The 26,994-nt window shown below is 61.6% G+C and carries 36 protein-coding genes; 19 read left to right on the top strand and 17 right to left on the bottom strand.

What is annotated here, in order from left to right; genetic code table 11:
* Positions 1-76: 76 nt before the first annotated feature.
* A complete protein-coding gene (locus IE127_RS11200; RefSeq protein ID WP_244640125.1) occupies positions 77-736 on the bottom strand; it encodes an alpha/beta hydrolase in 660 nt (219 codons plus the stop codon).
* Positions 733-1,392, bottom strand: coding sequence for a DNA-3-methyladenine glycosylase family protein (locus IE127_RS11195; RefSeq protein ID WP_189425751.1), 660 nt, complete (start codon positions 1,390-1,392; stop codon positions 733-735). The genes IE127_RS11200 and IE127_RS11195 overlap by 4 nt, the downstream gene beginning before the upstream one ends.
* 28 nt (positions 1,393-1,420) lie before the next feature.
* Here IE127_RS11195 and gluQRS point away from each other — a divergent pair, with 28 nt between their 5' ends.
* The 5 genes from gluQRS to IE127_RS11170 all read left to right on the top strand — a co-directional run bounded on the left by gluQRS (position 1,421) and on the right by IE127_RS11170 (position 4,209).
* The gene (gluQRS, locus tag IE127_RS11190; protein ID WP_189425750.1) at positions 1,421-2,269 is read left to right on the top strand and encodes a tRNA glutamyl-Q(34) synthetase GluQRS; all 849 of its coding nucleotides are present in this window, start codon (positions 1,421-1,423) and stop codon (positions 2,267-2,269) included.
* Between the two features lie 140 nt (positions 2,270-2,409).
* The gene (locus tag IE127_RS11185) at positions 2,410-2,610 is read left to right on the top strand and encodes a twin transmembrane helix small protein (protein ID WP_189425749.1); all 201 of its coding nucleotides are present in this window, start codon (positions 2,410-2,412) and stop codon (positions 2,608-2,610) included.
* Positions 2,607-3,197, top strand: a complete 591-nt coding sequence (locus tag IE127_RS11180; RefSeq protein WP_189425748.1) for a cob(I)yrinic acid a,c-diamide adenosyltransferase — start codon at positions 2,607-2,609, stop codon at positions 3,195-3,197. The genes IE127_RS11185 and IE127_RS11180 overlap by 4 nt, the downstream gene beginning before the upstream one ends.
* Positions 3,198-3,249: 52 nt before the next feature.
* The gene (locus IE127_RS11175; RefSeq protein WP_189425747.1) at positions 3,250-3,936 is read left to right on the top strand and encodes a rhomboid family intramembrane serine protease; all 687 of its coding nucleotides are present in this window, start codon (positions 3,250-3,252) and stop codon (positions 3,934-3,936) included.
* An 84-nt stretch (positions 3,937-4,020) separates the two neighbouring features.
* A complete protein-coding gene (locus IE127_RS11170; protein ID WP_189425746.1) occupies positions 4,021-4,209 on the top strand; it encodes a hypothetical protein in 189 nt (62 codons plus the stop codon).
* 25 nt (positions 4,210-4,234) lie between these two features.
* On the opposite strand, the gene IE127_RS11165 is transcribed toward IE127_RS11170, so the two are convergent.
* Positions 4,235-4,855: a TlpA family protein disulfide reductase gene (locus tag IE127_RS11165; RefSeq protein ID WP_189425745.1), complete on the bottom strand. Its 621-nt coding sequence runs from the start codon at positions 4,853-4,855 to the stop codon at positions 4,235-4,237.
* 60 nt (positions 4,856-4,915) lie between these two features.
* Between IE127_RS11165 and argH the strand changes: the two genes are divergently transcribed.
* Together argH and IE127_RS11155 are read left to right on the top strand one after the other, a co-directional pair.
* Positions 4,916-6,364 carry an argininosuccinate lyase gene (gene argH, locus IE127_RS11160; RefSeq protein WP_189425744.1) on the top strand — a complete coding sequence of 483 codons (1,449 nt, stop codon included), beginning with the start codon at positions 4,916-4,918 and terminating at the stop codon, positions 6,362-6,364.
* A 13-nt stretch (positions 6,365-6,377) separates the two neighbouring features.
* A complete protein-coding gene (locus tag IE127_RS11155) occupies positions 6,378-7,097 on the top strand; it encodes a gamma-glutamylcyclotransferase (protein WP_189425743.1) in 720 nt (239 codons plus the stop codon).
* 17 nt (positions 7,098-7,114) lie between these two features.
* Here the strand turns inward: IE127_RS11155 and IE127_RS11150 are convergent, their stop codons facing one another.
* Both IE127_RS11150 and IE127_RS11145 read right to left on the bottom strand, forming a co-directional pair.
* Complete coding sequence (locus IE127_RS11150) at positions 7,115-7,528, bottom strand: response regulator (RefSeq protein ID WP_189425742.1); 414 nt, start codon at positions 7,526-7,528, stop codon at positions 7,115-7,117.
* Entirely contained in the window at positions 7,528-8,391 is an 864-nt protein-coding gene (locus tag IE127_RS11145; protein WP_189425741.1) for a zinc-ribbon domain-containing protein, read from the bottom strand. Before IE127_RS11145 ends, IE127_RS11150 begins: the two co-directional genes overlap by 1 nt.
* Before the next feature lie 197 nt (positions 8,392-8,588).
* Between IE127_RS11145 and ftsE the strand changes: the two genes are divergently transcribed.
* The 4 genes from ftsE to IE127_RS11125 all read left to right on the top strand — a co-directional run bounded on the left by ftsE (position 8,589) and on the right by IE127_RS11125 (position 11,518).
* Complete coding sequence (gene ftsE / locus IE127_RS11140; RefSeq protein WP_189425740.1) at positions 8,589-9,251, top strand: cell division ATP-binding protein FtsE; 663 nt, start codon at positions 8,589-8,591, stop codon at positions 9,249-9,251.
* Positions 9,244-10,182: a cell division protein FtsX gene (locus IE127_RS11135; RefSeq protein WP_244640123.1), complete on the top strand. Its 939-nt coding sequence runs from the start codon at positions 9,244-9,246 to the stop codon at positions 10,180-10,182. Before ftsE ends, IE127_RS11135 begins: the two co-directional genes overlap by 8 nt.
* 61 nt (positions 10,183-10,243) lie before the next feature.
* Entirely contained in the window at positions 10,244-11,056 is an 813-nt protein-coding gene (locus IE127_RS11130; RefSeq protein ID WP_189425739.1) for a lysophospholipid acyltransferase family protein, read from the top strand.
* A 114-nt stretch (positions 11,057-11,170) separates the two neighbouring features.
* A complete protein-coding gene (locus IE127_RS11125; RefSeq protein ID WP_189425738.1) occupies positions 11,171-11,518 on the top strand; it encodes a hypothetical protein in 348 nt (115 codons plus the stop codon).
* A gap of 3 nt (positions 11,519-11,521) precedes the next feature.
* Here IE127_RS11125 and IE127_RS11120 read toward each other — a convergent pair whose 3' ends face one another.
* Positions 11,522-12,094 carry a gamma-glutamylcyclotransferase gene (locus tag IE127_RS11120; protein ID WP_189425737.1) on the bottom strand — a complete coding sequence of 191 codons (573 nt, stop codon included), beginning with the start codon at positions 12,092-12,094 and terminating at the stop codon, positions 11,522-11,524.
* Positions 12,095-12,167: 73 nt separating this feature from the next.
* Here IE127_RS11120 and IE127_RS11115 point away from each other — a divergent pair, with 73 nt between their 5' ends.
* Positions 12,168-13,148 carry a DUF2125 domain-containing protein gene (locus IE127_RS11115; RefSeq protein WP_189425736.1) on the top strand — a complete coding sequence of 327 codons (981 nt, stop codon included), beginning with the start codon at positions 12,168-12,170 and terminating at the stop codon, positions 13,146-13,148.
* A gap of 7 nt (positions 13,149-13,155) precedes the next feature.
* Here the strand turns inward: IE127_RS11115 and IE127_RS11110 are convergent, their stop codons facing one another.
* The 4 genes from IE127_RS11110 to IE127_RS11095 form a co-directional block, all read right to left on the bottom strand.
* Positions 13,156-14,127: a prephenate/arogenate dehydrogenase family protein gene (locus IE127_RS11110; protein ID WP_189425735.1), complete on the bottom strand. Its 972-nt coding sequence runs from the start codon at positions 14,125-14,127 to the stop codon at positions 13,156-13,158.
* Complete coding sequence (locus IE127_RS11105) at positions 14,124-15,221, bottom strand: pyridoxal phosphate-dependent aminotransferase (RefSeq protein WP_189425734.1); 1,098 nt, start codon at positions 15,219-15,221, stop codon at positions 14,124-14,126. The genes IE127_RS11110 and IE127_RS11105 overlap by 4 nt, the downstream gene beginning before the upstream one ends.
* A gap of 82 nt (positions 15,222-15,303) precedes the next feature.
* Positions 15,304-15,591 carry a DUF3175 domain-containing protein gene (locus tag IE127_RS11100; protein ID WP_189425733.1) on the bottom strand — a complete coding sequence of 96 codons (288 nt, stop codon included), beginning with the start codon at positions 15,589-15,591 and terminating at the stop codon, positions 15,304-15,306.
* Positions 15,575-16,363 (bottom strand): class I SAM-dependent methyltransferase, encoded by a 789-nt coding sequence (locus tag IE127_RS11095; protein ID WP_189425732.1) that lies wholly within the window; start codon positions 16,361-16,363, stop codon positions 15,575-15,577. Before IE127_RS11095 ends, IE127_RS11100 begins: the two co-directional genes overlap by 17 nt.
* Before the next feature lie 101 nt (positions 16,364-16,464).
* On the opposite strand from IE127_RS11095, the gene gloB reads away from it, so the two are divergent.
* Both gloB and IE127_RS11085 read left to right on the top strand, forming a co-directional pair.
* The gene (gene gloB / locus IE127_RS11090) at positions 16,465-17,232 is read left to right on the top strand and encodes a hydroxyacylglutathione hydrolase (protein WP_189425731.1); all 768 of its coding nucleotides are present in this window, start codon (positions 16,465-16,467) and stop codon (positions 17,230-17,232) included.
* 220 nt (positions 17,233-17,452) lie between these two features.
* A complete protein-coding gene (locus tag IE127_RS11085) occupies positions 17,453-17,716 on the top strand; it encodes a hypothetical protein (RefSeq protein ID WP_189425730.1) in 264 nt (87 codons plus the stop codon).
* 19 nt (positions 17,717-17,735) lie between these two features.
* Here the strand turns inward: IE127_RS11085 and IE127_RS11080 are convergent, their stop codons facing one another.
* The 4 genes from IE127_RS11080 to IE127_RS11065 all read right to left on the bottom strand — a co-directional run bounded on the left by IE127_RS11080 (position 17,736) and on the right by IE127_RS11065 (position 20,856).
* Positions 17,736-18,191 (bottom strand): hypothetical protein, encoded by a 456-nt coding sequence (locus tag IE127_RS11080; RefSeq protein WP_189425729.1) that lies wholly within the window; start codon positions 18,189-18,191, stop codon positions 17,736-17,738.
* Positions 18,192-18,290: 99 nt separating this feature from the next.
* A complete protein-coding gene (fumC, locus tag IE127_RS11075) occupies positions 18,291-19,685 on the bottom strand; it encodes a class II fumarate hydratase (protein WP_189425728.1) in 1,395 nt (464 codons plus the stop codon).
* A 140-nt stretch (positions 19,686-19,825) separates the two neighbouring features.
* Positions 19,826-20,008 (bottom strand): 50S ribosomal protein L32, encoded by a 183-nt coding sequence (rpmF, locus tag IE127_RS11070; protein ID WP_189425727.1) that lies wholly within the window; start codon positions 20,006-20,008, stop codon positions 19,826-19,828.
* A gap of 128 nt (positions 20,009-20,136) precedes the next feature.
* A complete protein-coding gene (locus tag IE127_RS11065) occupies positions 20,137-20,856 on the bottom strand; it encodes a biosynthetic peptidoglycan transglycosylase (protein ID WP_189425726.1) in 720 nt (239 codons plus the stop codon).
* Positions 20,857-20,927: 71 nt separating this feature from the next.
* Between IE127_RS11065 and IE127_RS11060 the strand changes: the two genes are divergently transcribed.
* The 4 genes from IE127_RS11060 to IE127_RS11045 all read left to right on the top strand — a co-directional run bounded on the left by IE127_RS11060 (position 20,928) and on the right by IE127_RS11045 (position 23,482).
* Complete coding sequence (locus IE127_RS11060) at positions 20,928-21,830, top strand: polyprenyl synthetase family protein (protein WP_189425725.1); 903 nt, start codon at positions 20,928-20,930, stop codon at positions 21,828-21,830.
* Complete coding sequence (locus IE127_RS11055; RefSeq protein ID WP_189425724.1) at positions 21,830-22,465, top strand: MOSC domain-containing protein; 636 nt, start codon at positions 21,830-21,832, stop codon at positions 22,463-22,465. Before IE127_RS11060 ends, IE127_RS11055 begins: the two co-directional genes overlap by 1 nt.
* 9 nt (positions 22,466-22,474) lie before the next feature.
* The gene (locus IE127_RS11050; protein WP_189425723.1) at positions 22,475-22,957 is read left to right on the top strand and encodes a YbaK/EbsC family protein; all 483 of its coding nucleotides are present in this window, start codon (positions 22,475-22,477) and stop codon (positions 22,955-22,957) included.
* A gap of 93 nt (positions 22,958-23,050) precedes the next feature.
* Entirely contained in the window at positions 23,051-23,482 is a 432-nt protein-coding gene (locus IE127_RS11045; protein WP_189425722.1) for a PACE efflux transporter, read from the top strand.
* Here the strand turns inward: IE127_RS11045 and IE127_RS11040 are convergent.
* From IE127_RS11040 to ispG, 3 genes are read right to left on the bottom strand one after another with little or no spacing between them, the layout of a single operon-like run.
* On the bottom strand, positions 23,479-24,174 hold the full coding sequence (locus IE127_RS11040; protein WP_189425721.1) for a class I SAM-dependent methyltransferase: 696 nt from the start codon (positions 24,172-24,174) through the stop codon (positions 23,479-23,481). The genes IE127_RS11045 and IE127_RS11040 overlap by 4 nt on opposite strands.
* A 55-nt stretch (positions 24,175-24,229) precedes the next feature.
* Positions 24,230-24,661, bottom strand: a complete 432-nt coding sequence (locus IE127_RS11035; RefSeq protein WP_189425720.1) for a GFA family protein — start codon at positions 24,659-24,661, stop codon at positions 24,230-24,232.
* The gene (ispG, locus tag IE127_RS11030; RefSeq protein ID WP_189425719.1) at positions 24,658-25,899 is read right to left on the bottom strand and encodes a flavodoxin-dependent (E)-4-hydroxy-3-methylbut-2-enyl-diphosphate synthase; all 1,242 of its coding nucleotides are present in this window, start codon (positions 25,897-25,899) and stop codon (positions 24,658-24,660) included. The genes IE127_RS11035 and ispG overlap by 4 nt, the downstream gene beginning before the upstream one ends.
* A gap of 81 nt (positions 25,900-25,980) precedes the next feature.
* On the opposite strand from ispG, the gene IE127_RS11025 reads away from it, so the two are divergent.
* Positions 25,981-26,994, top strand: coding sequence for an arabinan endo-1,5-alpha-L-arabinosidase (locus IE127_RS11025; RefSeq protein WP_189425718.1), 1,014 nt, complete (start codon positions 25,981-25,983; stop codon positions 26,992-26,994).

Genomic DNA, 26,994 nt, shown 5'->3' with positions numbered 1-26,994 from the left:
GAAGTCCATAGCCCCTTTATACTAAGCCGTTTGTGACACGCCTGTGAAGCGGCTAAACGCAAGTATAAAGAAATGTTTAAGCAGGCTGCAGACCGGAGAGGAAATCGAGCGCGGATTCCAGGCCATCCGGGGCTATTCCGTGCCCCGCGCCGGGGCTCACGTGGTAGTGCACGGCCACGCCCGCGGCCTCCAGCGCGTCCTTGGCCTCGGCACTGAGAGCCGGGTCAACAACGCTGTCGCTGTCGCCATGAACAAGGCAGACGGGCGGATAGTCTGTCCTTGCCTCGCCAAATCCCGCTGGCGGCAGGAAAGCTCCGGAAAATCCGATAATCGCGCGCGGCGGCTTGTCCAGCGCCATGCCGACATGAAGCGCCATCATCGCGCCCTGGCTGAACCCGATCAACACGGTCTGCGAAGCATTCAGCCCGGTCTGCGCCCAAAGCGCCTCGAGAAAACCTTCAAGAACCGGCCGCGCTTCAAGCACACCCTTCTGGCGCCGCGACAGACGGTCACCCTCAAAGCTGATCGGGAACCACTGATAGCCTGCCGACAACTGATCGCATTGCTGCGGCGCATTCGGCGCAACGAACAGCGCATCCGGCATCGCCGGCTGCAGGGCCGGAGCCAATCCCAGCAGATCCTGGCCATCTGCCCCATAGCCATGCAACAGCACCACGGCCTGCCGGGCGGTTCCAGACTTTGGCGGCACCATCGGCCCTGAGAGCGTCGTTGTCACAATACAAGTCCTTCCCGGTCTCGCAGCACCGCGAAATAGCGCCAGAACAGCAGCGCCGCCGCCGCACGATGCGGCGACCAAGGCTTTGCGATCTCGATCAGATGCGAAATGCCGGGACGTGCGTCAAGCCCGAGCCCATGCGCAACCGCCTTCTGCAACGCGAGGTCCCCGGCCGGAAAGACATCCGGGTGCCCTGCGCAAAACATCAGGTAGATTTCCGCCGTCCACGGGCCGATACCCTTGTGCTCGGTCAGGCGCGCCACGGCCTCGTCGGCCGACAGGCGCTCGATCTCGTCAAAATCCAGCTTCCTTGCGCGTACGGCCTCGGCGATCGCGCGAACAGTGCGGATCTTGCCCGCCGAAAAGCCGGTAGCGCGCAAGACCGCATCATCGAGTTCGAGAAAGCTATGCGGGTCGAGAGCCCCTTCGACCGCTTCGAATCTGGCCCAGATCGCCCGTGCACTTGCGACCGAAAGCTGCTGGCCGCAGATGACCTTGGCCATGCCGGCAAAGCCCGGCGGTGTCATGCGTGGCGCGACCTCCCCCGCCATGGCGATGACGCGTTCAAGGCGTGGATCGCGTTGCGCCAGCGCGTCAAGATGCTCGCGGATGGCCTCGACGCTATCGAGCCGCGTTGTCGGACCGGGCCGGCTCATGCTAGGCCACGGCAACGGATTTTAGCCAATGCCTCCTCCTATTCGCTTGCGCTTTGCGCCCAGCCCCAATGGTTATCTGCACCTTGGCCATGCCTATTCGGCTCTGTTCACATGGAGCATGGCACACCGGCTTGGCGGAGAGGCGCTGTTGCGGATCGAAGACATCGACCTTGCCCGCTGTAAACCCGATTTCTACGCTGCGCTCAGCGAGGACTTGAACTGGCTGGGACTTAGCTGGCGAGAACCTTTACTGCGCCAGTCCGACCACTTTCCTGCTTATCATGCAGCATTTGCGCGCCTGCTTGCGCGCGAGCTCATCTATCCATGCTTTTGCACGCGAAAAGAGATCGCGCAACGCGCAACCGCAACGGACCCGGATGGCGCACCACGTTATCCAGGCACATGCCGCACACTGTCTGGTGAAGAGCGCGAGCGGCGGCTTGACCAGGGCCAGCCGGTCCAGTGGCGCCTCGATATGGGCCAGGCCGAGGCGGACGCCGGAGCCCTTGCGGTCAAGGAGTTGGCCCCAGAAACGCTTGCGGAAAGCTCGCGTCAAGCAAAGCCGGCGGCCTGGGGCGATGCAGTGATCGTGCGCAAGGATACGCCGACAAGCTATCACCTCTCGGTCGTGGTCGACGATGCCTACCAGCAGATCTCTCATGTCACCCGCGGCATGGATCTTTATGCTGCGACGGACCTGCATCGACTCTTACAGGCCCTCCTCGGGCTGCCTTCCCCCGTATACTGCCATCACGCGCTTATAAACGGGCAGGACGAGCGCAAACTTTCGAAATCGGAGGGTGCAAAGAGCCTGCGGCAGCTACGGTCCGAGGGCGTCAGTGCCGCAGAGATTCGTGCAATGTTGGGCTTTGCCTGAACGTATCGTGCAGGTTCACCGACGGCGCAAATCGTGCCATTTATGTTGGCGCCCGGCCGACGAGTGAGCTATCGGGCACCGCCGTGCGTAATACGTGCATTGGTTCGCCAACGCGGCAACAATGCCGGAACAGGACATTCATGGAAACCGCATTCAACATACTCATCGCGCTGGTGATGGCGTTCGTCGTCGGCGTGCTGCTGCTCGGCCTGTGGAACATGCTCAAGGGCGGCCCCGGCAATACCAGCCAGAAGCTCATGCGGCTGCGGGTCATCGGACAGGCAGTGGCGATCGTTCTATTGCTCGGCGCGCTTTTCCTGTTCGGGGGCGGCGGGCAGTGATCAAGCTCAACAAGATCTATACCCGCACCGGCGATAGTGGCACTACGGGTCTCGTCCGCGGCCCGCGCCGGCCGAAATTCGACCTGCGCGTAGAGGCATATGGCACAGTGGAAGAAGCCAATGCCTTCATCGGTCAGGCGCGCCTTTCATGTCTCGGCATGCCGCGCATCGACAGATTGCTAGAGCGCATTCAGAACGATTTGTTCGACCTCGGCTCCGATCTTGCAACGCCGGGCCCGGATGAGGGCGAGGAGTATCCCTCTTTAAGGATGACGCCTCCCCAGACAGACTGGCTCGAGGAACAGATCGACCACCTCAACGCCGATCTTGAACCGCTCAACAGCTTCGTGCTGCCAGGCGGCACTGAACTGGCCACGCGCATCCATCTGGCGCGCGTCGTAGTGCGGCGCGCGGAACGGCTGGCTGCTGAACTGGCGTCGGTCGAGCAGGACATCAATGCTGCTGCACTGACCTATCTCAATCGCCTTTCTGATCTGATGTTCGTACTTGGCCGGGTTGCCAACGCCAACGGTGAGTCGGACGTGTTGTGGCAGCCCGGACGCTTCGGGAACGCCAAGAAGTCATAGCGCCACTGCCTGTGGCGGCGTCGGCAGGACTGCCGCGATAAGGGAAGTGCCGATGTTCATACCGCTGCACGACACCAACCCGATCCGGCATGTCGGATTGCCGTACGTTACTTATGGGTTGATCGCGATCAATGTCCTGATCTTCGTGTTTCACACGCAGATGACAACGGCACAGTTCGACCGGGCGACCATCGAATTCGGCATGATCCCGATTGTGGTGCGCGATCTCTACCCGGAGCCGCTGGAATGGCTGCCGAGCGAAGCGACGCTGTTCACCTATGCGTTCCTCCACGCCGATATCTGGCATTTGGCCTCGAACATGCTGTTCTTGTGGATTTTCGCAGACAACGCAGAGGACGCCTTGGGCCATGTGCGCTTCCTCGTCTTCTACGCGCTGACCACTGTCATTGCCGCCCTTGCTCACCTTGCGTTCAATTTCGAGGGAAACGGCCCGCTTATTGGCGCCTCCGGCGCCGTGGCCGGAGTCATGGGCGCCTATGCGCTGCTCTACCCGCACGCGCGCGTGTTCGTTCTGGCGCGCATCGTCATTCCGATCCCTCTGCCGAGCGTACCGGCGTTCTGGATGCTCGGGTTCTGGCTTGCAACGCAGCTCTTCTATCTGATTGTAGCAGCAGATGAAGCTGTTGCCTGGTGGGCGCATCTCGGCGGATTTGCTGCGGGCCTCGCACTGGCCCCCGTTCTGAAGCGCCGCGAGGTGAAGCTGCTGGGCGGCCGCTAGCCTTCGCTTGAAATCCTCACCGCCGGCTAAACTCTTTGGTCACTTCAAGCGCTTAGCGTAGCGACATTCGAAAGGAATGGCGCGATGGATACCCGACTCGTCTCGACAGTGCTCGCGGCCAACATGGCCGCAACACAAAACAGCGCGCAGGTGGCAATCCTGAAAAAGTCGCACGAGATGGAAATGGAACTGGTCAACATGCTTACGCAAAGCACTGCTGCGCAGGCTCCCGCGCCAGCCGGCCAGGGCCTCAAGGTCGACCGTACCGCCTGAACCTTTGCTTGAGCGGACGCGGGGCTTACTGCGCCAGCACAGCCTCGATGACTGCCTCGCCATCGGCATGGGCCCACTTCGCCGGGCCTTGCAGCACCGCCAGCTCGCAACCGCCTTCATCCAGGACAAGCGTTGCCGGGAGCCCCACCGCGACCGCCTCGGTCTTGAGGCGCTCGAACGCCTCATAGGTGTTGTCAGCGTAAAACGGCAAGTTGCTCCAGCCACCCTCGGCGATGAACGCCTGACCCTTTTCGCGGCCACTCTCGCCAATATCGAGGTTGATCGGCAGGACCATGAAACTCTCGGAATTGTACTTTTCGGCAATCTCGTCGAGTTCGGGCATTTCCTCGCGACACGGCACGCACCAGCTGGCCCAGAAATTGACGAGTAGCCTCTTGCCGGAAAAGGCTGAAATGCTGGTATCGCTACCGTCCGGCTTCTTGAACGTCATGCTGCGATAGCCGCGCCCCTCGCCCGTGCCATTGAGGGCGGCAAGCTCGCCCGTCGCGGCGCTGTCGATGGCCTCGGCCCGCTCGATCTGCAACGGACACTCACGCGCCACCGGGTCGGCATTGCTAAGGAAAATCCAGCTGGTTATACCAACCGCAACAATCGCGACGCCTAGCGTCAACGCCAGTCGAAGCATCGGTGACCTCTCCGGGGGCGGCGCTTTGGATTCAGACACAGTCAACTCCAGGAACCCAGTATGAGCAATCGCATGTGGGGCGGCCGGTTTTCTTCCGGTCCCGACGCCATCATGGAGGAGATCAACGCCTCCATCGGTTTCGACCAACGTCTGTACCGCCAGGACATTTCCGGGTCGATAGCGCATGCCACCATGCTTGCCGAAGTCGGCATTCTGACGCAGGCCGATCGCGATGCGATCCTAGGCGGTCTAAACGAGGTGTTGGCTGAAATCGAGGGCGGCACGTTCACGTTCTCGCGCGCGCTCGAGGACATTCACATGAACGTCGAATCGCGGCTGCGCGAGAAGATCGGCGATGCTGCCGGACGGCTTCATACCGCCCGCTCGCGTAACGATCAGGTCGCGACGGATTTCAAGCTTTACGTGCGGGATTGCATCGACACGCTCGTGGCGCAGATTGCAACGCTGCAGCTCGCCCTCGTCGAGCGCGCCGAATCCGAGGCGCAGACGGTGATGCCCGGATTCACGCACCTGCAAAGCGCCCAGCCGGTAACGTTCGGTCACCACCTGCTCGCCTATGTCGAAATGCTCGGGCGCGACGCCGGGCGCCTGACCGATGCGCGCAAGCGGCTAAATGAATCGCCCCTGGGCTCCGCGGCACTTGCCGGCACCCCCTACCCTATCGATCGCGACATGACCGCCAAGGCACTAGGCTTCGAGCGCCCGACGGCGAACTCTCTCGACGCCGTATCCGACCGGGACTTCATTCTTGAAACGCTTGCAGCGGCATCGATCTGCGCGATGCATTTGTCGCGGTTCTCGGAAGAGTTGGTGATCTGGAGTTCGGCGCAATTCGGCTTCATCAAACTGTCCGACAAGTTCACCACCGGCTCCTCGATCATGCCGCAAAAGCGCAACCCGGATGCTGCCGAACTGATCCGCGCCAAGATCGGCCGGATCATGGGTGCGCTGAACTCTTTGCTGGTGGTGATGAAGGGTCTACCGCTCGCCTATTCCAAGGACATGCAGGAAGACAAGGAAGTCGCGTTCGACGCCCTCGATGCCTTCTCGCTGTCGCTGGCCGCGATGACCGGCATGGTGAGCGATCTCAGCGTCGACCGCGAGCGTATGCGCGCCGCCGCCGGCGCCGGCTTCTCGACCGCGACGGACATCGCTGATTGGCTCGTTCGCGAGGCAGACATCCCGTTCCGGGACGCGCACCATATCACCGGCCGTATCGTCGCCGCTGCAGAGGCCAAGGGCTGCGGTCTCGAGGGACTGACAATCGAGGATCTGAAGGCCGTCGATGACCGCCTCGACAGCCGCATCCACAAGGTGGTCACTGTCGAGCACTCCGTTGCAGCGCGTACTTCCTATGGCGGCACTGCGCCCGAGAATGTCATCGTTCAGGCTGCGCGCTGGAAGAGTGCCCTTACCGGCAAACCCGTCGAGCCGGTGCGCTTGACCGGCAGGCGCCACGGTGGTCACTCTGGTGCGGGAGGGGTGTAAGAGAAAACGACGAATGGCCCGAACCTCACGTCCCCTGCGCCTCACCGACCGGCACGTTGCGCTGGTACAGCCGGAATCCGTCTCGGAAGAGATGCCGGAAAGCATGGAGGGCATGGAGCGATCGACTGAGAAGGACCATGCCGAAACATGGTCGCGGCTCAAGCAGACCGCGCCGGCCCCCGACGAAATATGGTTCTTCGCCTACGGCTCGCTGATCTGGAAGCCCGCGTGCGACTTTGTGGAAATGCGCACCGGGCTGCTGCGCGGCTGGCACCGGGCGTTCTGCCTCGGGTGGAACACCAGGTGGCGCGGCAGCGAAGACAACCCCGGCCTAATGCTGGCTCTCGACCGCGGTGGAGCCTGCAAGGGCGTGCTGTATCGCCTGCCGCCGAACGACATCGAAAGCAATATTTTCAGTCTTTTCGAGCGGGAGATGGCCTTCAAGCCATCGGCATTCCCACCACGCTGGGTGAACGTTGCGACAGAGGAAGGCAACAAGACCGCCCTGACCTTCTGCATCGACCGCAACTCGGGCCGATATGTCAGCGGCCTGACACCGCATCGAGTGGCAGAAGTTCTCGCAACGGCCAGCGGCACGCGCGGCTCGATGGCGGAGTATCTTTACGAGACCGTCTCACACCTCGAGCAGATGGGACTGCACGACACGCATTTGTGGGAACTGCAGGATCTGGTTGCAGACCACATCGAGACCATGCATGGCCCGATGCGCTGAGGCGGCGCAGGCGCTGCTCAGAGCCCGCTGCCCGCGCGTTGCGAGAGACTGAGAACCTCGACCGGATTGCCTGCCAGGGCATCATCGACCTTGGCGACAAGATCGGCCAGGGAAAACGGCTTGGTGATGACATCGTAGATCAACGCGTCGAGCCCGTGCGCACGTTCACGCTGATCCGCAAACCCCGTCATCAGCACAATAGTAACCTCGGGATAGCGCGCACCCACCTCGAGCGCGAGCGCTATCCCGTCCATGATCGGCATCTTGATGTCCGACAGCAGCAGATCGAACTGGCCCTCGTGTTCGTCAATCAGTTCGACCGCAAGGCCACCATCTTCCGCGAGCACCACCTCGTGCCCCTTCATCAGCAACGCACTGTTGACGAATGCGCGCACCGAATCGTCATCTTCAGCGACCAATATCTTCGCCATCAGTTGGGTCCTCCATTTTCACCCGCCGCGGCATCCGGCTGCGAGACCGGCCGGGCATTGGCAAAACTCAAGCGTACGCTACTCGCCTCTTCCGGTGGCAAGGCGAGCTGACTTTCGATCTGCGCCCCCTCGCCTACCATCAGGCTGCGCGTCGACGGTGTCACGCTCCACTGGTAGATCGCCGCGCCATCGCTATCGAGAAGGGCAATCACGACGGTGGGCACAATCACCGGCGTTTCCCGCAACCCGACGATTCTCGCCTTGACGGTGAGCATTTCGCGCCCATCGCGCAAGCCCCGAATGGTGGTGACATCGGCAAAATCGAGGCCGAGAATGTTCACGTCGAGGCCGAAGAAACCGTAAAGTCCATCAAGGCTCGGATACCGCTCGACGACAGGCTGGCGGGCAATATAGCCGCCAACGACTATGAGGGCCAAAAGACCCGCGATGCTCCATCGTGCGACGCGACTGAAACGCGCGAGGGGCAGGGTGCGTCCCAACCGCCGCCGCCGCCGCGTGTAATCGCGCAGTTGCTTGGCGGCGACAGCGGCATGTTCTACGCCCAAGCCGCTTGTGCTCGATGGCTTTCCCGAAGGTGTCTTCGGCTCCACTGCCGAACCGACGGAAACCTTTTCTGTCAGTGACTTGGGATCGTTCGCCGTGAGCGCGTCATCAAGCGCTGCCTCGGTTTCGGCATCAACGATCTCGTCGCTCTCGTCTGATGCGGGCTCGACGTCTTCCGCCACGCCGAGTTGACGCCAGTCGCGCTGACAGTTGGCGCACAGCACCTTGCGCCCGGTCTCCCCGATCGCCTCGTAGCTGACATTGTAGCGGGTGCCGCAATGCGGACAGGTTATGATCATCGCTGCCGATTCAGGTGGGCAAGTTGACGAACCCTATCCGCTGCGGGGTTAAAATCTCCTCACGCGAGAATGATGTTGGCAGACACCACAATTGTGTCGCAATCCACACCCAAACGCGTCATCGCGCCGCAAGCGGGCTTACCTGCTGCTATGATGTACACTCGACTGATTCGCCGACGAACCCTGGAGCGCCGCGCGTGATAGAATTCTCCGATGTCGGATTACGCTACGGCAACGGTCCCGAAATCCTGCGCGACATCAGTTTTGAAATTCAGCCGGGCAGCTTTCATTTTTTGACGGGCCCGTCTGGTGCCGGCAAGACGTCGCTACTTCGGCTGCTTCTGCTGTCGCTGAAGCCGACGCGCGGCCGGGTCACCATGTTCAACGAGGACGTGGCAAATCTCGATCAGGACCGGCTGCTGCAGATGCGCCGGCACATCGGCATCGTCTTCCAGGAGTTCCGGCTGCTCGATCACATGACGACATACGAGAATGTCGCTTTGCCGCTGCGCGTTCTTGGCCAGGCGGAAGGCGACTATCGCTCCAATGTCACCGAGCTCCTGGAATGGGTGGGACTTGGCGAGCGCATGAACGCGCTACCGTCAGTTCTCTCCGGCGGAGAAAAGCAGCGCGCCGCCATAGCACGCGCGGTCATCGGGCGGCCGAAGGTTCTCTTGGCGGACGAACCGACCGGCAATGTCGACCCGGAGCTGTCCTCCCGCCTCGTGCACCTGTTCGCCGAACTCAACCGCACGCTGGGCATGACCATCATCCTGGCCACCCATGAATTGCCTTTGCTGGATCGGTTTTCCTATCCACGCATGGTTCTGAACAAGGGCGAGTTGCAGATTCATGAGTAACCCAATCGCGCGTGTTCTCGATCGCCTGCCCATGCGACCCGGCAAGGCGCCGATCGTTCCCGAGCGGTCCGTTGCGGGCCACACACTGCTACTGCTCATCGCCATCATGACCTTCTTGTCGGCGGTGACGCTTGGCGGTGTTGTACTCGTCCAGAAATCGGCGCTGGCCTGGTCCGCCGATGTCGGGCGCGAAGTCACCATCCAGATCCGCCCAATGGAAGGCGAGGTGATGGAGAGCAATCTTCGCACCGCGATCTCTTTGGCGGAATCGACTCCCGGCGTTGCCTCCGCAAGGGCGCTCACCATTGCCGAAAGCGAGCAATTGCTGGAGCCCTGGCTTGGTGCCGGTATCGATCTCACAGCCATCGATATTCCCCGCCTGGTCGTCGTGCGGCTTGCCGATCCGGCCGCCGCAGACATAGAGGGGCTGGCACAGAACCTTCAGGCCATTAACGGCGCGACCCTCGACACACACGCGGCCTGGCAGCAGCAATTGAACAGCATGGCCGGGACCATTGTCGTGTCGGGCCTTCTGGTTCTGGCATTGATCGCTGTCGCGACGGTGCTGGCGATCATATTCGCCACGCGCGGCACCATGGCGTCGAACCGGGAGATCGTTGACGTTCTGCATTTTATCGGCGCCTCCAATCGCTTCATTGCGGGAGAGTTCCAAGGGCGCTTTCTTGCTATCGGGCTGCGCGGCGGCATCATTGGCGGCGTGGCGGCGATCGCCTTTTTCGTGCTGATCGGGCTGACAGCGGGCGTGGTCCTGCCGAGCGAAGCGAGTGCTCAGGTCGGCGTTTTCTTCGGACAATTCGTTATCGGCGTCGATGGGCTGATCGGCATTTGTGCAGTGGTTCTGGTGATTGCGGCGCTGACTGCAGTCACTTCACGCATGACGGTGCGGCGCTATCTGGCGGAAACCTCCTAAGGGCGTACTGGCCATAGGCAGATCCGGCGTCTAAGACGAGGTTTCTCGCTAGGAGGCGCCATTGCAAACCCTCATTCAGGCCACGCGCTCGGCGCTGTTCTATATCCTGTTTATCGGCCAGACCGTGTTGCTGGCCCTGGTCATCGGCACAATCGGGCTGATCTATCGCCGGCGCACGCCGGTCGGCTGGGCACTTGCGCGCTATTGGTGCCGCTCGAATTCGTGGTTGATGCACGCGATTGCCGGGGTTGGCACCAATGTCAGCGGCATGGAGAATATCCCCGAAGGCGGCTGCATCATCGCGGCCAAGCACCAGAGCGATTGGGACGTCTTCGCGATCTTTCCGCACACCGGCAGGCCCGCCTATGTCGCAAAGAAAGAGCTGATGCGCATCCCGTTCTTCGGCTGGGCGGCAAAATCGCTCGACTGTATCGAGGTCGATCGGAAGAAAGGGGCCGAGGCGATCCCCCTGATGATGCTGCAGGCCAAGGGGGCCATCGAGCGCGGCTGCAAGATCGTGATCTTCCCGGAGGGAACGCGAAAGGCACCGCTCGCCCCGCCCGACTACCGGTTTGGGGTCGCACGCATGTATGCCGAACTCGGCGTGCCGGTGGTCCCGGTAGCGCTCAATTCAGGCCTGTTCTGGGGCCGGAACAGCCTGATCCTGTGGCCGGGAACAGCACAGGCCCGTTTTCTCGAACCCATCGCCCCCGGTCTGCCCCCTAAAGAGATGCTGGAGCGACTCAAAAAAGCCATCGAAACCGAATCGAATCGTCTCATCGCAGAAGCTGATGCGGCGGGGCTGAAACGCCCTCTTTCACCTGACCTCCGCGAGCGCCTTGACCGCCTTAAGGACCAAGACACTATATATTGACATTTTTTCGCGCGTGGCACTACATGGTGTGGCGAGGATAAAAAGAGAATTGACTTCTACTCAAGTTGTTCTATTTTTGTTCTGGTCTTGGCGGTGAGGGAAGGGATGATTGGAATGGCACATCGAATCGAATCAGCCTCCCCACGTTCCGCCGCGGCGTCACGGGGGCAGTGCTGGCGCGGCCGTTCCGGACGCAGCTACTGCCTCGATCAGCTCGATCTCATGCAGTTTTCCCTCAACAGCGATGATCTCTATGTGATCGCCAAGGGCGCACATGTTCTGTGGGTAGGCTCATCAGAGGAACTGGTGGTTGATCCGCAAAGCCGGGCCCGGTTTAGGCTTGCCCTAGACTGCGCTGACCGCGCCTACCGGGTGTGCGATTGCGGAAGTGAATCGGCGCGTCTGTCGACTATCTGGGATCTTGAAGGGGCCGAACCCGAAAATGCCCGGCATGCGGCATAGCGTCTAGAGCGCGGCCGTCAGTCGGTTTCCGGGCTGCCCCTCGAGCATACGCGCCAGATCCTGCACCCGCTTGTCGGCAATTCCCAGAGCACGCAAATGCTCGGCGGTATTAAGGACATAATCGACGTTCGGCCCGGACGCACCGATAGCGCCACTGACAATCTTCAACTGGCTTTCGAGCGGCAACCGGCCCGCATATTGCTCGTGTTTGACATCAACGAGAAACGCCAGGCCCTCGACCGTATTGCCATCGGCGAGCCGCAGCGGGCGCCAGGCTTCGCGGTAGACACCGGTGACTTGTTCCCGCTCGCGCAGATACTCGCGCACCTCGGCCCAATCATCATCGGCGACGGCGAACGCCATGCCTCGGCAGGAACCGCCGCGCGCCAGACCGAACACCAGGCCGGGCTGCTCGACGGTGCCACGATGGCGGTGCGAATGAATGCACAGGCTGCGATGCGCCCCGTTCAGCAAAGCTTGCTGTTGTTCGACAAACTGAAAGCCGGGATTCCAGATCAGCGAGCCATAGCCGAAGACCCAGCGAACTTGTGTTCTCGATGTCGTACCGGTTGTCATATCCACTCCCAGATCATAACGGATGAGGCCAAGCCGGGCAACGCGACCGGCCAACGCACATGAAGGGGCCTACATGAACAAGTTCGCCATTCTCGGTCTTATCGTTGTTCTGGTGGTCGCCGCCTGGGCAGGTATCTGGTTCTTCGTGTCCGGACAAATCCGCCAGCAAGTGGAGATGCTCGCCATGGCTGACGGAGAAACCACGCCGCGCCTGACATGCGGGGATCTTGAGATCGGTGGCTTTCCATTTCGCTTCTCTGTGACCTGCAACACGGCCGAGATCACCAGCGGCGATCTTACCGCCAGCCTGCCGGCGATTGACATGCAGGCGCTGGTTTACCGCCCCACGCACCTATTGGCCGCGGCGCAAGGCCCAGCCCAGATCAGCGACGCCTTCACAGGCAATGAGAACGCGATAGCCTGGCAGTCGCTCGAGGCCAGCCTGCAACTGACGGACTGGCGGATCGGCCGATTCTCACTGGTCGGCGAAGAGGTGGAATGGAACGATACGCTGATTGGAAGCGATCTGATCGCTTCGTCTCCGCACGTCGAGGTGCACCTCATCGATATGGCCGATCATCACCAGCCGGATGCTGGACTGGCGTCGCTTGCCGGCTATGCCGTCGCAAATGATCTGGCCGTACCGCTCGCCGGGATCGGATCTGGCGAGGTGACGCTTGAGGCCGAATTGAGAAACCTGCCGGATGACTTGCGCGCCCTGGACGCGCCCGATCTCTTGAGGCGCTGGCAGCAGTCCGAAGGTGAACTCAACCTCATCAGCCTCGCGGCAAGCGATGGCGAAGACACGATGGCTGCCGATGGCACGGTTCGACTTACCGACAGTGGCCTTGCCGAAGGGCAGATTACGGTGCAATCGAACGGTCTGATCGAACGCTTTGCGACTGCAATTCCCGAGCCGCTGCGCGGCATGGTGATGGGTGAAGCAACCGATGAAGGCGGCTTCACTCAGACCATCAACATCCGCGGTGGCGTCGTGATGATCGGGCTTCTCCCGGCAGCAATGATCCCGTCGCTGTTCGCGGCATCACCGTGAGCGAACCTCAGGCGTCATCCCCGCCGCCATGTTCGCGCACATAGTGCTCCTGCGGGGCCGGCGCCTGCTCGTGCGGACGACCGAAATCGGGTGCCGCCGAATCCTGGCCGGCATCGATAATTGAGCGGCGCACGGCACGGGTCCGGGTAAACAGGGCCTCAAGCCCCGGCCCGTCGCCAACACGGACGGCCCGCTGCAAAACCGACAGATCTTCGAGGCAGCGCCCGAGCATTTCGAGCACGGCGTCGCGATTGGTCAGAAACACGTCACGCCACATCACCGGATCCGATGCCGCGATGCGGGTAAAATCCCGAAAACCGGAGGCGGAAAACTTGATGACCTCTGACTGTGTGTCCTCTTCGAGATCCGCGACAGTGCCGACGATATTGTAGGCGATCAGGTGCGGTACGTGGCTGGTGATTGCCAGCACCATGTCGTGGTGATCAGCATCCATTGTTTCGACCTGTGAGCCCATCGCGGACCAGAAAGCCACCAGGCGCTGAACAGCCTTCCGGTCGACCTCCGGCTCCGGAGTCAGGACGCACCAACGCTTGACGAACAGCTCGGGAAAGCCTGCCGACGGCCCAGAATGCTCGGTTCCTGCAAGCGGATGGCCGGGAACAAAGTGTACGCCTTCGGGCACATGGGGCGTAACCGTACGCACCACGTGCCGCTTCACAGATCCTACATCGGACAGGATAGCCCCCGGCTCCAGCGCTGGCGCGATAGCCTCCATCACGGCTTCGTAAGCACCAACGGGTGTACACAGAATAACCAGATCGGCGCCGCGCACGGCTTCCGCCGGATCAGTGGTGTAAACATCGCCAAGGCCAAGCTCTCGCGCTTCTTCAAGCGTTTCCGGCCGACGCGTCGAGATCGCGATTGATTCCACCAGTCCCTGCCGGCGCGCAGCGAGCGCGATCGAGGATCCGATGAGGCCGATACCGATCAACGCCAGACGGCGAAAGCGTGTGCTCATGAACGATCTCCAAAGGTCTTGAGGACAGCGGCGACACCACGCATTGCCTGTTCGCTGCCGATCGAAATGCGCAGCCCGTTGTCGATGCCGTAAACATGCAGCTGCCGTACGATCAGGCCAGCCTCGTTAAGCGCATCGAAAGCCTCCTGGCTCTCTTCGGCACTGGGGAACAGTACAAGCACGAAATTGGCCTCGCTCGGCAGCACACGCAGCCTGTTGGAGCCGATTTGCTCGGCAAGCCACCCCCGCCACTGCGCGTTGTGCTGCTTCAGTGTCTGGGTAAAATCGACATCTCTCGTCGCGGCCGCAGCAGCTTTTTGACCAGCAAGATTGACGTTAAACGGCCCACGCAGGCGGTTGACCGCATCGACGACATGCTCGGGCGCGTACATCCATCCGACGCGCGCGGCAGCCAGCCCCATTTTCGAGAAGGTGCGCACCATCACGACATTGCTGGACGCATTCACCAGTTCGACGCCCGTCTCATAGTCCGTTGCGGTCACGTATTCCGCATAGGCGGAATCGACGACCAGAAGGATATCCGGACGCAGCCCGCGATGCAGCCGACGGAGTTCGCCGGCATCGATGTAGGTGCCGGTCGGATTGTTGGGATTGGCGAGGAAGAGCACTTTGGTGCGCTCACTCACGGCCGCGAGCAGCGCATCAACGTCCGAGCGGTAATCCGCCTCCGGCGCCACCACGAGACTCGCCCCTGCGCCTTTGACGATGATCGGGTAGACGTTGAAGCCATACTGGCTCATGACCGCCTCGTCGCCCTCGCCGAGATAGATCTGCGCCAGAAGGTGAAGGAGATCGTCCGACCCATTGCCGCAGACGATGCGTTGAGGATTGAGCCCGTGTACCTCCCCCAGCGCTTCGCGCAAGTCGCGCGATGAGCCTTCTGGATAGAATTCGAGTTGTTGGGCGATTTCGGCGAACGCCGCGATTGCCTTTGGTGAGGCCCCAAGCGGGCTCTCATTGGCGGAAAGCTTGATCGCGCTACTGCCCTTCGCGCCTGAGCGTCCAGGGACGTAGGGCTCAATTTCGAGAACGCCGCGTTGCGGCACAGGGCGAAGAGAAGGACTGGACGTCATTGGACCACCGGCGAGAAACCGGGCGGACCATAGTCAAACCATGACGGCTTGGCAAAGCCCAACGCGCGCGGCGCGAGACACGTCAGTCTTTCGGTTCGCGGCCAAATGCGATGCGCAACTCGTCCTTGGCATCTTCGAGAACTGCCTTCTGCTCTTTCGGCAGATTCTTGCCGGCACGGTTGATATAGAAGGTCAGCATCGACATTGCGGAGCGGTAGGGATCGGACTTGCGGCGCTCACTGTTCTCGGCCGATGCCTTGAGCGATCTGGCGATATGCTTCGGGTCATCGGATTCGAAGACATGATCCTCCAGATCGAGCGCATCGCTGTGCTCGGTCACGTCCTGAGACCACTTATCCTTGTTTGCCATCGCTGAACTCTCCTGTTTCGGCGCTGAATACGCCGAGCCTTGGATAGTTCCGTGCCGTTTGCGGGCTTAATCCCGGCATCCGCACGAAACGAGCGGCACGTTTGCGCCTCGGAACGGCGGGAAAGGCCTGCTTGCGGGCCCGCACACAAATAACACCAGACATCGCCGGCCCGAACAGCCGTCCGACGCGCTCGAAGAATCGCGTTGAGCGCAGCACCAGTGATGACTGGAACGGCGGCACATAGAGCGCATCGCGCCAGATTTCGGGTTCAAACGAGTGCGCCCGCAAGAGCTTTTCGAGTTGGTTCGCCGAGAAGGGATGCCCCTGCCCGAACGGCGTTGTATCGAGCTGCGCCCAAATTCCGCGGCGGCGTGGCACGACGATGATCAGCGTGCCATTTGGCGCGACGACGCGCCACAACTCGCGCATCAGTTCTTCTTCGTCGGCGATATGTTCGAATGCATGAACGGCAATCACCATATCGACCGCCGCATCTGTCAACGGCATTTCCAGCGGGTCACACAGCACTGTGTGAGACGGGCCCTCGCGCGGCCAGGATGACGCACCCTGCCTGGCAGGCATGAAAGCCAGAACGCGCTCGGCCACGCCCAAGGTATTGCGCAGATATGGCGTTGCGAACCCCAGCCCCAGGACCCGCTGCCCGGCGACGTTGCCGGCGAGTTCGAGTACCTGCTCCCGCACCAATGCGCGCGAAATCCGCCCAAGCGGCGATCGATAATACCGGATCAGGTGGGTTACATCGGGCGTCATGATCCGACATTGCCGCAACCGGCATTGATTGTCACGGTTGTCACCGTTGATGCCAATGCCTAGCTTTGGCGCAGTTCAATGGTTTTGAAAGGCCGCTTCCAATGAGTTTGATCGTCGACGTCTTCGGCGCCCGCAGCGATAATTTCGGCTATCTTGCCCATGATGAAGCGACCGGCAGGACCGCCGCGATCGATGCGCCGGAAGCCGGCCCGATCCTCGATGCGCTCAAGCGCCGCGGCTGGACCCTGACTGATATTTTCATCACCCACCACCACCAGGACCATGTCGAGGCGATTCCGGCGCTGAAGGCTGAATACGACGTCAAGGTCACCGGCCCGAAATACGAGGCCGACAAGATCGAGGGCCTCGATGTTCTTGTCGAGGCGGGCGACACCGTGGAATTGGGGGACACGAGCTTCGTAGTGCTGTTCACCCCTGGTCATACGCTCGGACATATCTGCTACTTCGACCGCGCGGATAACGTTTTGTTCTCTGCTGATGCGCTGTTTTCGCTCGGCTGCGGCCGGATGTTCGAGGGTACGCCGGGCCCGATGTGGGACGGGCTCAAGGTGCTGCGTGATCTCCCTGACGAAACGCTGATCTATTGCGGGCACGAATACACCCAGGCCAACGCCAAGTTCGCGCTGTCCATCGATCCCGAGAACACAGCTCTTCAGGCGCGTGCGGCCGATATCGAGGCGCAGCGCAGTGCAGGCAAGCCGACGATCCCGACAAAACTCGGCGAGGAAAAGGCCATTAATCCATTCCTGCGTGCGGATGATCCTTACTTCGCCAAGCACTACGGGCTGGAGGGAGCCGACCCTGCCGAGGTGTTCGCCGCCATCCGCAAGGGCAAGGACAACTTCTAGCCATTCTAAAGCGCAAGAGAGCGGACCACTGGCCCGCCCTCGAAACGCATCGCAACCCTGCAGCGCTGCATGCGTTGCAGGAAAGCGGCGTTAACCACTTGATAAGATGTCTTAAGAAGACGTTAAGATCGACTTGCTTTCGCCTTGTTGATCGTCAGACTGGAGCAATGCCGTTTTGCTGCCCCTTACGGGCAGCCGGCACTGACAGGATGGCGGCGCGATGGCGCAGGAAAACCACAGCAATGGCCAGACGGGATCTTCGCTGATCGCGCTTGAGCCGCGCGCCGGCCCACCCTCGCTCGCGCGCACCAGAACAGCGGCGTCCTTTGTCAGCCAGCTTCTTGCCGCACGCGAACAGCTACAGGCGACAGCCGGTTCATCGCACACCTCGCGCAACGCCAGCGCCGTTGGTGCCTACGCTGCCGGCGCCCGTATCGCCGTCCGCCGTATGCCCCAAGGGTACCGCACCTCGCGCACAGTCTGAGGCTGCCACAGCTAGGCTATCAATGCGTCATGCTCATGTCGCGGGTGGCACTGGTGATCGACATGGTGAAGCCGGCGACAACGTCGATAAGGCTCATCACCAAAAGAATGAAAAAGACTGAGCTGGCCGCTGCGCCGATCAGCAGGAACTCGATCAGCAGCAGCACGAACAGCGCCATCGACAGGATGTGCTCGGGGATGGAAACCGTGCCGATCCTGGTGGATTTCAGCAGTTCGAAGAACAGCAGACAAAGCGACAACAGGATCATCAGGTCGCCGATCGAGACACGCCAGGGCGTGCCTGAAACCATCGCAATGTTGAAGACGCTTGCGTTCCAGCCCTCGGGATTGCCACCGAGAAACAGGAACACGATGACATTGTAAGCCAGGAACGGAATGATCAGCAGGGGCGGAATGAATGGCCCCCTGCGGCGTGAGGCGCCGGTATGCGTGGGGACATAGACGTGTTCGGACAAGTGCCTGCTCCTTGCTCGCTCCGTTGAGCAACAGTGCCAGAATGAACGAGAGGCCGGAAGTGGTTCCGGCCTCCATAGCAAAACTCGTCGCTGCCGCGATTAGCGCGCTTTCGGACCGGTCATCTCTTCGGGCCGCACTTCTGCGTCAAATTCTTCGCCCGTCAACAGGCCGAGTTCGATCGCCGACTCGCGCAGGGTCGTGCCCTTCTTGTGCGCATTCTTGGCAATCTTTGCAGCGTTGTCGTAGCCGATCCGGCGATTAAGCGCGGTGACCAGCATCAGCGAATTGTTGAGATGCTCGTTGATCCGCTCGCGGTTCGGCACGATACCGGCGGCACAATGATCGTTAAAGCTCTTTGCGGCATCGGCAAGCAGGCGTACCGACTGCAGGAAATTGTAGGCGATGACCGGCTTGAAAACGTTGAGCTCGAAATTGCCCTGGCTCGCCGCGAAACCGATCGCGGCATCATTGCCCATGACCTGCACCGCCACCATCGTCATCGCTTCTGATTGGGTGGGATTGACCTTGCCCGGCATGATCGACGAGCCGGGCTCGTTCTCGGGGATGATCAGTTCACCGAGGCCGGAACGCGGCCCGGACGCCAGCCAGCGCACGTCGTTGGCAATCTTCATAAGCGCCGCCGCAAGTTGCTTGAGGGCACCGGACGAGCCGACAAAGGCATCATGGCCTGCCATCACCGCGAACTTGTTCGGCGCAGTGATGAAGTCCTGTCCGGTCAGGGTCGCGATCTCCGCGGCGACCGTACGGCCATAATCCGGATGCGCGTTGAGGCCGGTGCCGACAGCGGTGCCACCGAGCGCCAGTTCCTTGAGTTGCGGCAGGCTCGCGCGGATTGCCTGCATGGCAAGTTCGAGCTGCGCCACCCAGCCGCTCATTTCCTGCCCCAGCGTCAGCGGCGTTGCATCCTGAAGGTGTGTACGCCCGATCTTGACGATATCGGAGAACTCGTCCGACTTCGCCGCAAGCGTTGCGCGCAGGGTCTCGATCCGCGGCGCTAGATAGTTCTCGATCGCCTCGACCGCCGCAATGTGCATTGCCGTTGGATAGGTGTCGTTCGAGGACTGGCTCATATTGACGTGGTCGTTGGGGTGAACTGGCTTTTTGGAGCCCATCTCGCCGCCTGCCATTTCGATGGCGCGGTTCGAGATCACCTCGTTGACGTTCATGTTGGACTGGGTGCCGGAGCCCGTCTGCCAGACAACCAGCGGGAAATGGTCGACAAGACGCCCGGCGATCACTTCGTCCGCTGCCGCAACGATCAGGTCGCGGGTCTGCTCGTCCATTAGCCCCAACTTGTGGTTGGCAATGGCGGCGGCCTTCTTGAGAATGCCGAACGCGGTGATCACCTCTTGCGGCATGCGTTCGCCGCCAATGTCGAAATTTGCGAGGCTGCGGGCCGTCTGGGCGCCGTAATACTTGTCGGCAGGCACATTGATGGTGCCCATGGAGTCCGATTCGACGCGCATGCTCATTGGCTTACTCCCGCTGGTGCGTTTGCGCGTTTGCCTAATGCGGCTTCGGGCGAAACACAAGCGGCAAGCCACATCGGCGAAAATGAAAAGGCCGGTCTCAACGAGACCGGCCCTTCAAAATTCATGACCGAGTGAAACACTCAGCCCTTGCGCGGCTCCATCACCTGCCGGCCACGATACATGCCGGACTTCAGGTCGATGTGGTGCGGACGGCGCAGCTCACCCGAATCCTTGTCTTCGACATAGGTCGGGGTGGCGAGCGCGTCTGCCGAGCGACGGAAACCACGCTTCATCGGCGAGGTCTTGCGTTTTGGCACTGCCATTTTCGTTACTCCGAATTCACAAAGCGCTTGCCCGCCGGAGCGGCCAACAGACGCTGTCTGTATGGATTTGTGCGCCTCTATACAGAACAGCTTGCCGCTTGGCTAGAGGAAATGGCACCGCGCGTTGGCTAAAGCGCCAACACACCATCCGGCGCAACGCAGCTCGCCCGCTGCCCGTAGCGGCGGGCCCGTTGCTCGATCACACCCGCAACCTCGCGCAGCCCACTCGTCGGGTCGCCTGGCAAGCGCACGCGGGGGTTGGGCAAGGCGGTGGTGAGTAGTGCTGCGCGCTCCCAGCTCAGGTTCTGCGGTTCAATCCCGAAAGCCGCTTCGGCGCCGGCAGCCACGCCGAACTGCCCGTTCGGACCCCACTCCGCGATGTTGAGGTAGATCTCGAGAATCCGGCGTTTTGGCATCACCAGATCGATGTAAACGGCGAGCGGTATCTCCAGCGCCTTTCGCACATAGGAGCGATCATTCCAAAGAAACAAATTGCGCGCCAGCTGCATGGTGATGGTCGAGGCGCCACGCACCGGGCGGCCGGCAAAGAGATCCTCGACCTCCCCCTGTAGCGCGCTGACATCGATGCCCCAGTGGCGGCAGAACTGACCGTCCTCGCTCATCACGACGCTGGCCTTCAGCCGGTCAGAGAGCGCGTCGATATCACGCCACTCGCGCACCACCGGCCGGCCGGTGACATGGCGCTCAAGCATCGGCACCGAGATCGGGTCGACCACGAGGTAAACCGGGACCAGGACCAACGGTATGGCCACCAGCAACGCGAGCAGCGCTGCCAGCCATCCAAGCATGCGGACCAGCCAGTGGCGGTTTCGTGTTCGTCTTGGCATTGCCGGGGCTTTTGCCACAGCCGCTGCGGCTTGTCTTGCCCCTTTGCCGGCAATTGGTTAGCTGTTCAGTGATGTACGATTTCGCCGCCGAGCTCGCAGATTGCGCCCTGGCCGTCGAGACGGCGCTAGACCGCCATCTCGATCCCGAACGGCTGTCCGGTCCCGGACCGGCTGCCGAGCGCGTCGTTGCGGCCATGCGCCATGGCAGCCTTAATGGCGGCAAGCGCCTGCGCCCGCTGCTCGTACGCCAGGCCGCCAACGTGTTCGGCGTGCCGTCGAGCCGTGCCCTCATCGCCGGGCTGGCAGTGGAAGCCGTCCATTGCTACTCGCTGATCCATGACGACCTGCCGGCGATGGACGACGACGACACCCGCCGGGGTCGGCCAACGGTGCATCGTGCCTATGACGAAGCGACTGCCATTCTCGCAGGCGATGGCCTTTTGACGCACGCCTTCGCGCTTCTGGCAGGCGAACAGTGTCATCCCGATCCGACCGTCCGCATCGCACTAGTGACCGAACTGGCAGCCGGCAGCGGGGTCGGTGGCATGGTCGGCGGGCAGATGCGCGACATCGAGGGCGAGGCGGGCGGCTTCAGCCGCGCCGAGATCGAGGTCATGCAAGCCATGAAGACGGGCGCGCTGATCCGGGCCAGCGTGCGCATCGGCGCATTGCTCGGCAACGCCGATGCCCGGGCCCTTTCCGCCCTTACCGCTTACGCGGAGGCGGCAGGCCGGGCCTTTCAGCTTGCCGATGACATTCTCGATGTCACTGCGACGTCAGAAACGCTCGGCAAGACGGCCGGCAAGGATGCCGAAAGCGGCAAGCAGACGCTTGTCGGCGAGCTCGGGCTCGAGGGTGCCCGGGCTGAACTCGACCAGATCGTCAACAGCGCAGTGATGGCGCTGCGTACTTTTGGCCCGCGCGCCGATGGCTTACGCGCCACCGCCCGCTATTTTGCAAACCGGAGCCACTGATGCCCAGACTTGTCAGCGTCAATATCGGCCAGCCCCAACCGATTTCTTCGAAGTCAGGCATGACCGGGATTTTCAAGAAGCCTTCTGCGGAGCCGGTGACCGTCACGCGCGATGGTCTCGAAGGCGATGCAATCATCGATCGACGGCACCATGGCGGCGTCGATCAGGCTGTCTATGTCTACTTCACCGACGATTATGCCCATTGGTCCGAAGCCTTGGGCAAACCCGTCACCGCCGGCACATTTGGCGAGAACCTGACGATTGACGGCGTTGAAGGCCGCAGCGTTGGCGCGGGCGATCGATTTACCATCGGCGAAGTGACCATCGAAGTCACGGCGCACAGGACGCCCTGCTCCACCCTCGCTGCCCGCATGGAAGACCCGACGTTTCTCAAGGCCTACCACCGCGCCGGGCGCCCGGGCGCCTATTGCCGTGTCCTGACGCCAGGCCAGTTGCAGGTCGGGCAGGACGTCGTCCATCAGCCATTCGATGGCGAGCCGGTGACGGTGGCAGAGATGATGGCGCTCGAGGGGAAACGCGATATCGAGAGGGACGTGTTGCGCCGAGTGCTTGCAGCGCCAGTCCACCACAAGATGCGCGACGATTTCGAACAGCGCCTGTCGCGGCTTTTCTAAGGAGATCCGATGAGTCTCCAATCCGTCAAAGCCGATCTCGCTCGTCGCGCACCAGAGCTCACGGTAATCGAAACCGACGCCTCGACCGCGACAGTCGAGCTTGCGGCGGCGGTCCATGGCGTCGAGCCGGGCCAGATTGCAAAGACGCTCGCTATCCGGGTCAAGGACGAGGTGCTGCTTTTGGTCACGCGGGGCGATGCACGGCTCGACAACAAGAAGGCCAAGGCCGCGTTCGGCGGGCGCCCGCGTATGCTCGGCGGCGACGATGTGGAAGCGCTTACTGGCCACAGGGTTGGTGGTGTCTGCCCGTTCGGTCTTCCGCAGCCCATACCGATCTATGTCGACTCCTCTCTCAGCACCTATGATGAAGTCATCCCGGCGGCTGGCTCCACGCATTCCTCGGTGCGCCTGTCGGTCAGCCGACTTGCCGAACTCGTCGGCGGCGAGTGGGTCGACGCCTGCGAGCCACCAGCCGCATCAACCTTGCCTTGAGCCAGCGGAAACCTATATTGCCGATCACAGGCGAGGACGACCTAGCCTTTTGATACAAGCATCGGGACGGCCCGACCACGCACGGAGTTCACCATGCGCACTACGCCGGACCGCATCCGTCACGCCATCAGTTTCGAAATTATCGGGCTCATCACCTCGACGCCGCTCGGGGCACTCGTGTTCGATAAGCCCATATTGGATATCGGCGTCGTCGCGTTGGTCGGCGCGAGCGTTGCAACAGTATGGAACTACCTGTTCAATCTCGGCTTCGACCACGCGCTCGCGCGGCGAACCGGGTCAACGCAGAAAACAATAGGGCTGCGGGTGCTGCATGCTATCGGCTTCGAAGCGGGCCTTTTGGCCCTACTTCTGCCGTTTGTCGCGTGGTATCTTGATGTCAGCCTGTGGCAGGCGCTGACGATGGATATCGCCTTTGCGCTCTACTATGTGGTCTATGCCTTCATCTTCAATTGGGCATATGACAGGCTGTTTCCGCTGCCGGAGTGGCAGGCCGCACCGCACTAGCGCGGCTTGCGCGCCGCAAAGAACAGGAAGCGCGGTGCTGTCGAGAGCGTCCTGAAGGCTGCCGGAAACAGTCGTTCCGCCTCTGGCAGCGGCTGCGGCTCCTCAATGCGCTCAATAGCGAAACCAGCCTCCGTAATGGCGGCAACCATGGCGCCGAGAGGGCGATGCCAGAACTGCATTTGGGCGCTATGCCCGCCCTTCTCCCAAACCTCTGAAAAGCTATAGGTCTCGAAATAGTTCGGATGGCCGGATGCCGGGTGATCCATGAACGGATGATGCGTCGAGAACACCAGCCGGCCACCGGGCCGCAACACCCGAAAGAACTCACCAAGCGGCTGTGACCAATCCTCGACATAGTGCAGCGCCAGCGCGCTGACGACGCTATCAAATGCTTCGCTGGCGAATGGCAGGTCCGAAGCGAGGTCCGCCTTGAGCAGCGTTGCGTCGGCTCCGAGGCGCTGGCGCGCAACCTCCAGCATGCCGCGGCTGCTGTCGAACCCGGTGATCCGCGCTCCAGCCTGCTGCAATGCCAGCGAATGCCAACCGCCGCCACATCCCGCATCGAGCACCTCGAGCTCCGCAACGTCGCCTGCCATCGCGATAAGCGCCGGACGCTCATAGTGCGCATTCCAGGCATTGCCTGCGAGGTCCCGATCATAGGCCTCGGCAAAAACATCATAGTCGTTCGGCATCTTCCCCTCCCGCCCCTGCAAGCTGTGCAGGACAAGAGGCAGCAAGGCAAGCGCTCTAACGGTTCAGGGGCGGGCCGTCAGCGACATGGCCGGCATACTGCGGAAGATCGTCGTTGATCTCGTACCAAGCTGCCTTGGAGGCGACGAAAATATGCTCACTCGGACGAATTTTCGGTGCCCGATCGAGAGTGCCGAGCGGGATATGCACATAGGCCCCGTCGCGCACGAGCGAATAGATCAGTGAGCCGCACGCCGAACATCTGGCATCATGCGCCTCATTGTCGCCGCGAAACGTGAGACCATCGCCGCCAGCCACCACCGCGAAAGCCTCACGCGCAATTCCCGCGAACGGCTTGAAGGCGGACCCGGTGGTTCGCTGGCAATCCTTGCAATGGCAATAGGCGGAATATTCGAAGCCATCTTCAACGCTGAAGCGCACCGTCCCACACGTGCACTGGCCTGTCAGATGCTCCGCCCCGTTGCTCACTCCGCCGCGTCCCGGCGGCCACTGCCGAACTTTTTCTCGATGTAGTCAGCGACCATTTGCTTGAACTGATCGGCCACATCCGGCCCGCGCAGCGTTGCAACCTTCTGGCCGTCGACGAACACAGGCGCGGCGGGGCTTTCGCCGGTGCCCGGCAACGAAATGCCGATATTGGCGTGCTTGGATTCGCCCGGACCATTGACGATGCATCCCATTACCGCCACCGAGAGCGCTTCAACGCCCGGATAGCGTTCGCGCCATTCAGGCATCGATGTGTTGAGATGGTCCTGAATATCCTTGGCCAACGTCTGGAATGTCGTCGAGGTCGTACGGCCACAGCCCGGACATGCCGCGACCACCGGCAGGAACTGGCGGAAACCCATGGTCTGCAGCAATTCCTGCGCCACCTTCACCTCGGTGGTGCGATCGCCGCCCGGCTCCGGAGTCAGCGAAATCCGGATAGTATCGCCAATACCCTGCTGCAACAGGATGCCGAGCGCTGCCGAGGACGCCACAATGCCCTTGGAGCCCATGCCCGCCTCAGTCAGCCCGAGATGCAGCGCGTAGTCGCATCGCGCCGCGAGATCCTGATAGACAGCAATGAGATGCTGCACGTCTGAGACCTTGGTGGATAGAAGGATCTTGTCGCGCCCCAGTCCGATCTCCTCGGCACGCTGCGCCGACAGCAGGGCCGATTGGATAATTGCCTCGCGCTGGACGGCTGCGGCAGACAGCGGCGTTCGCGAGACTGCATTCTCGTCCATCAGCCGGGTGAGCAGCTCTTCATCGAGAGAGCCCCAGTTGACGCCGATGCGCACCGGCTTGTCGTATTTCAGTGCCAGTTCGATCAGCGTCGTGAACTGCGTGTCACGCTTCGCCTTGAAGCCGACATTGCCGGGGTTGATCCGATACTTCGCAAGCGCTTCCGCGCAAGCCGGATGATCGGTCAGCAGCTTGTGTCCGATATAGTGGAAGTCGCCGACCAGCGGCACATCCACGCCCATCTGCAGCAAGCGCTCACGGATATGAGGGACCGCGGCCGCGGACTCATCGCGGTCGACCGTGATCCGAACGATCTCAGATCCCGCTCGAGCCAGTTGCGCGACTTGCCGCACCGTCGCCTCGATATCCGCGGTATCAGTGTTGGTCATCGACTGCACGACGACCGGCGCATCGCCGCCGACCATCACGCCGCCGACATTGACCCCAACCGAACGCCTGCGCTGTGCCGGACCTGCCATAACATCACCTCTTCGATGCGCGAGAGATAGGCCCTACACATCGACAGCGCAACGTTACATGCTGATGAAGGAGGAGCAATCATGCGTGTTCAAAGAGCTTTGCTGCTTGCTTGTCTCGCCGGATCCATAGGGCCGGCAATTGCGCAGGAGGCGACAACGCAACCAGAGCTTTCCGGGGTCATCGCCATCCACGATCCGAGCGTCATCGAGTATGGCGGCCGCTTTGCCTCGTTCGCAACGGGCGTCGAGAATGCCGCAGATTCCGGCACCCCGCGGACCAAGACGTCACCCGACGGCACTGCCTGGCGCGAAACCGGCGCCTTGCCCGGTGGTCTTCCAGGCTGGGTTGAAACGGAACTTGGTTATACCCCGAAGAACCTCTGGGCGCCTTCGATCTCACACCATGGCGGTACGCATTATCTTTACTATTCCGCTTCGAGCTTTGGCGAGAACGACAGCGCAATTGGCGTGATGACCAATAAGCAGTTCGATATCACCGAGCCGGCCGAAGGCTGGCAGGATCAGGGGATGGTCCTGCGATCGCACGATGGCGACGACTTCAACGCGATCGATCCGTTCCGCATCGATACCGACGGGCGGTCCTATCTCGCCTATGGCTCCTACTGGGACGGCATCCGCATGGTCGAACTCGATCCTGAAAGCGGAATGCTGAAAGACGGAGCAGCCGATCCGATCCGTCTTGCATCACGTGACGACGATGCGATTGAGGCGCCTTCTCTGCTTGAGCACGATGGCCGCTACTATCTCTTCGTGTCGTTTGACGCTTGCTGCCGCGGCGCCGAGAGCACCTACCGTATAATGGTTGGACGAGCCGATGAGATCAGCGGGCCCTATCTGGACGCCGACGACACGCCGATGCTCGAAGGCGGCGGCACTGAAGTGCTGGCGTCGACGGGCCGCTATCGCGGGCCAGGTGGACAAGAGATCTTTATGAACGACGGCGAGCCCTGGCTCACCTACCACTACTACGACGCAGAAGATGCCGGCACGCCGAAGCTGCAAATCGCTCCGCTCAGGTGGACGGAAGATGGCTGGCCGAAACTTGATCCGCTGCCGGTATCGAACGGCACTTGA

The organism is Devosia pacifica (assembly GCF_014652635.1).
GTDB lineage: Bacteria > Pseudomonadota > Alphaproteobacteria > Rhizobiales > Devosiaceae > Devosia > Devosia pacifica.
This window is presented reverse-complemented; position numbering and strand designations above follow the sequence as displayed.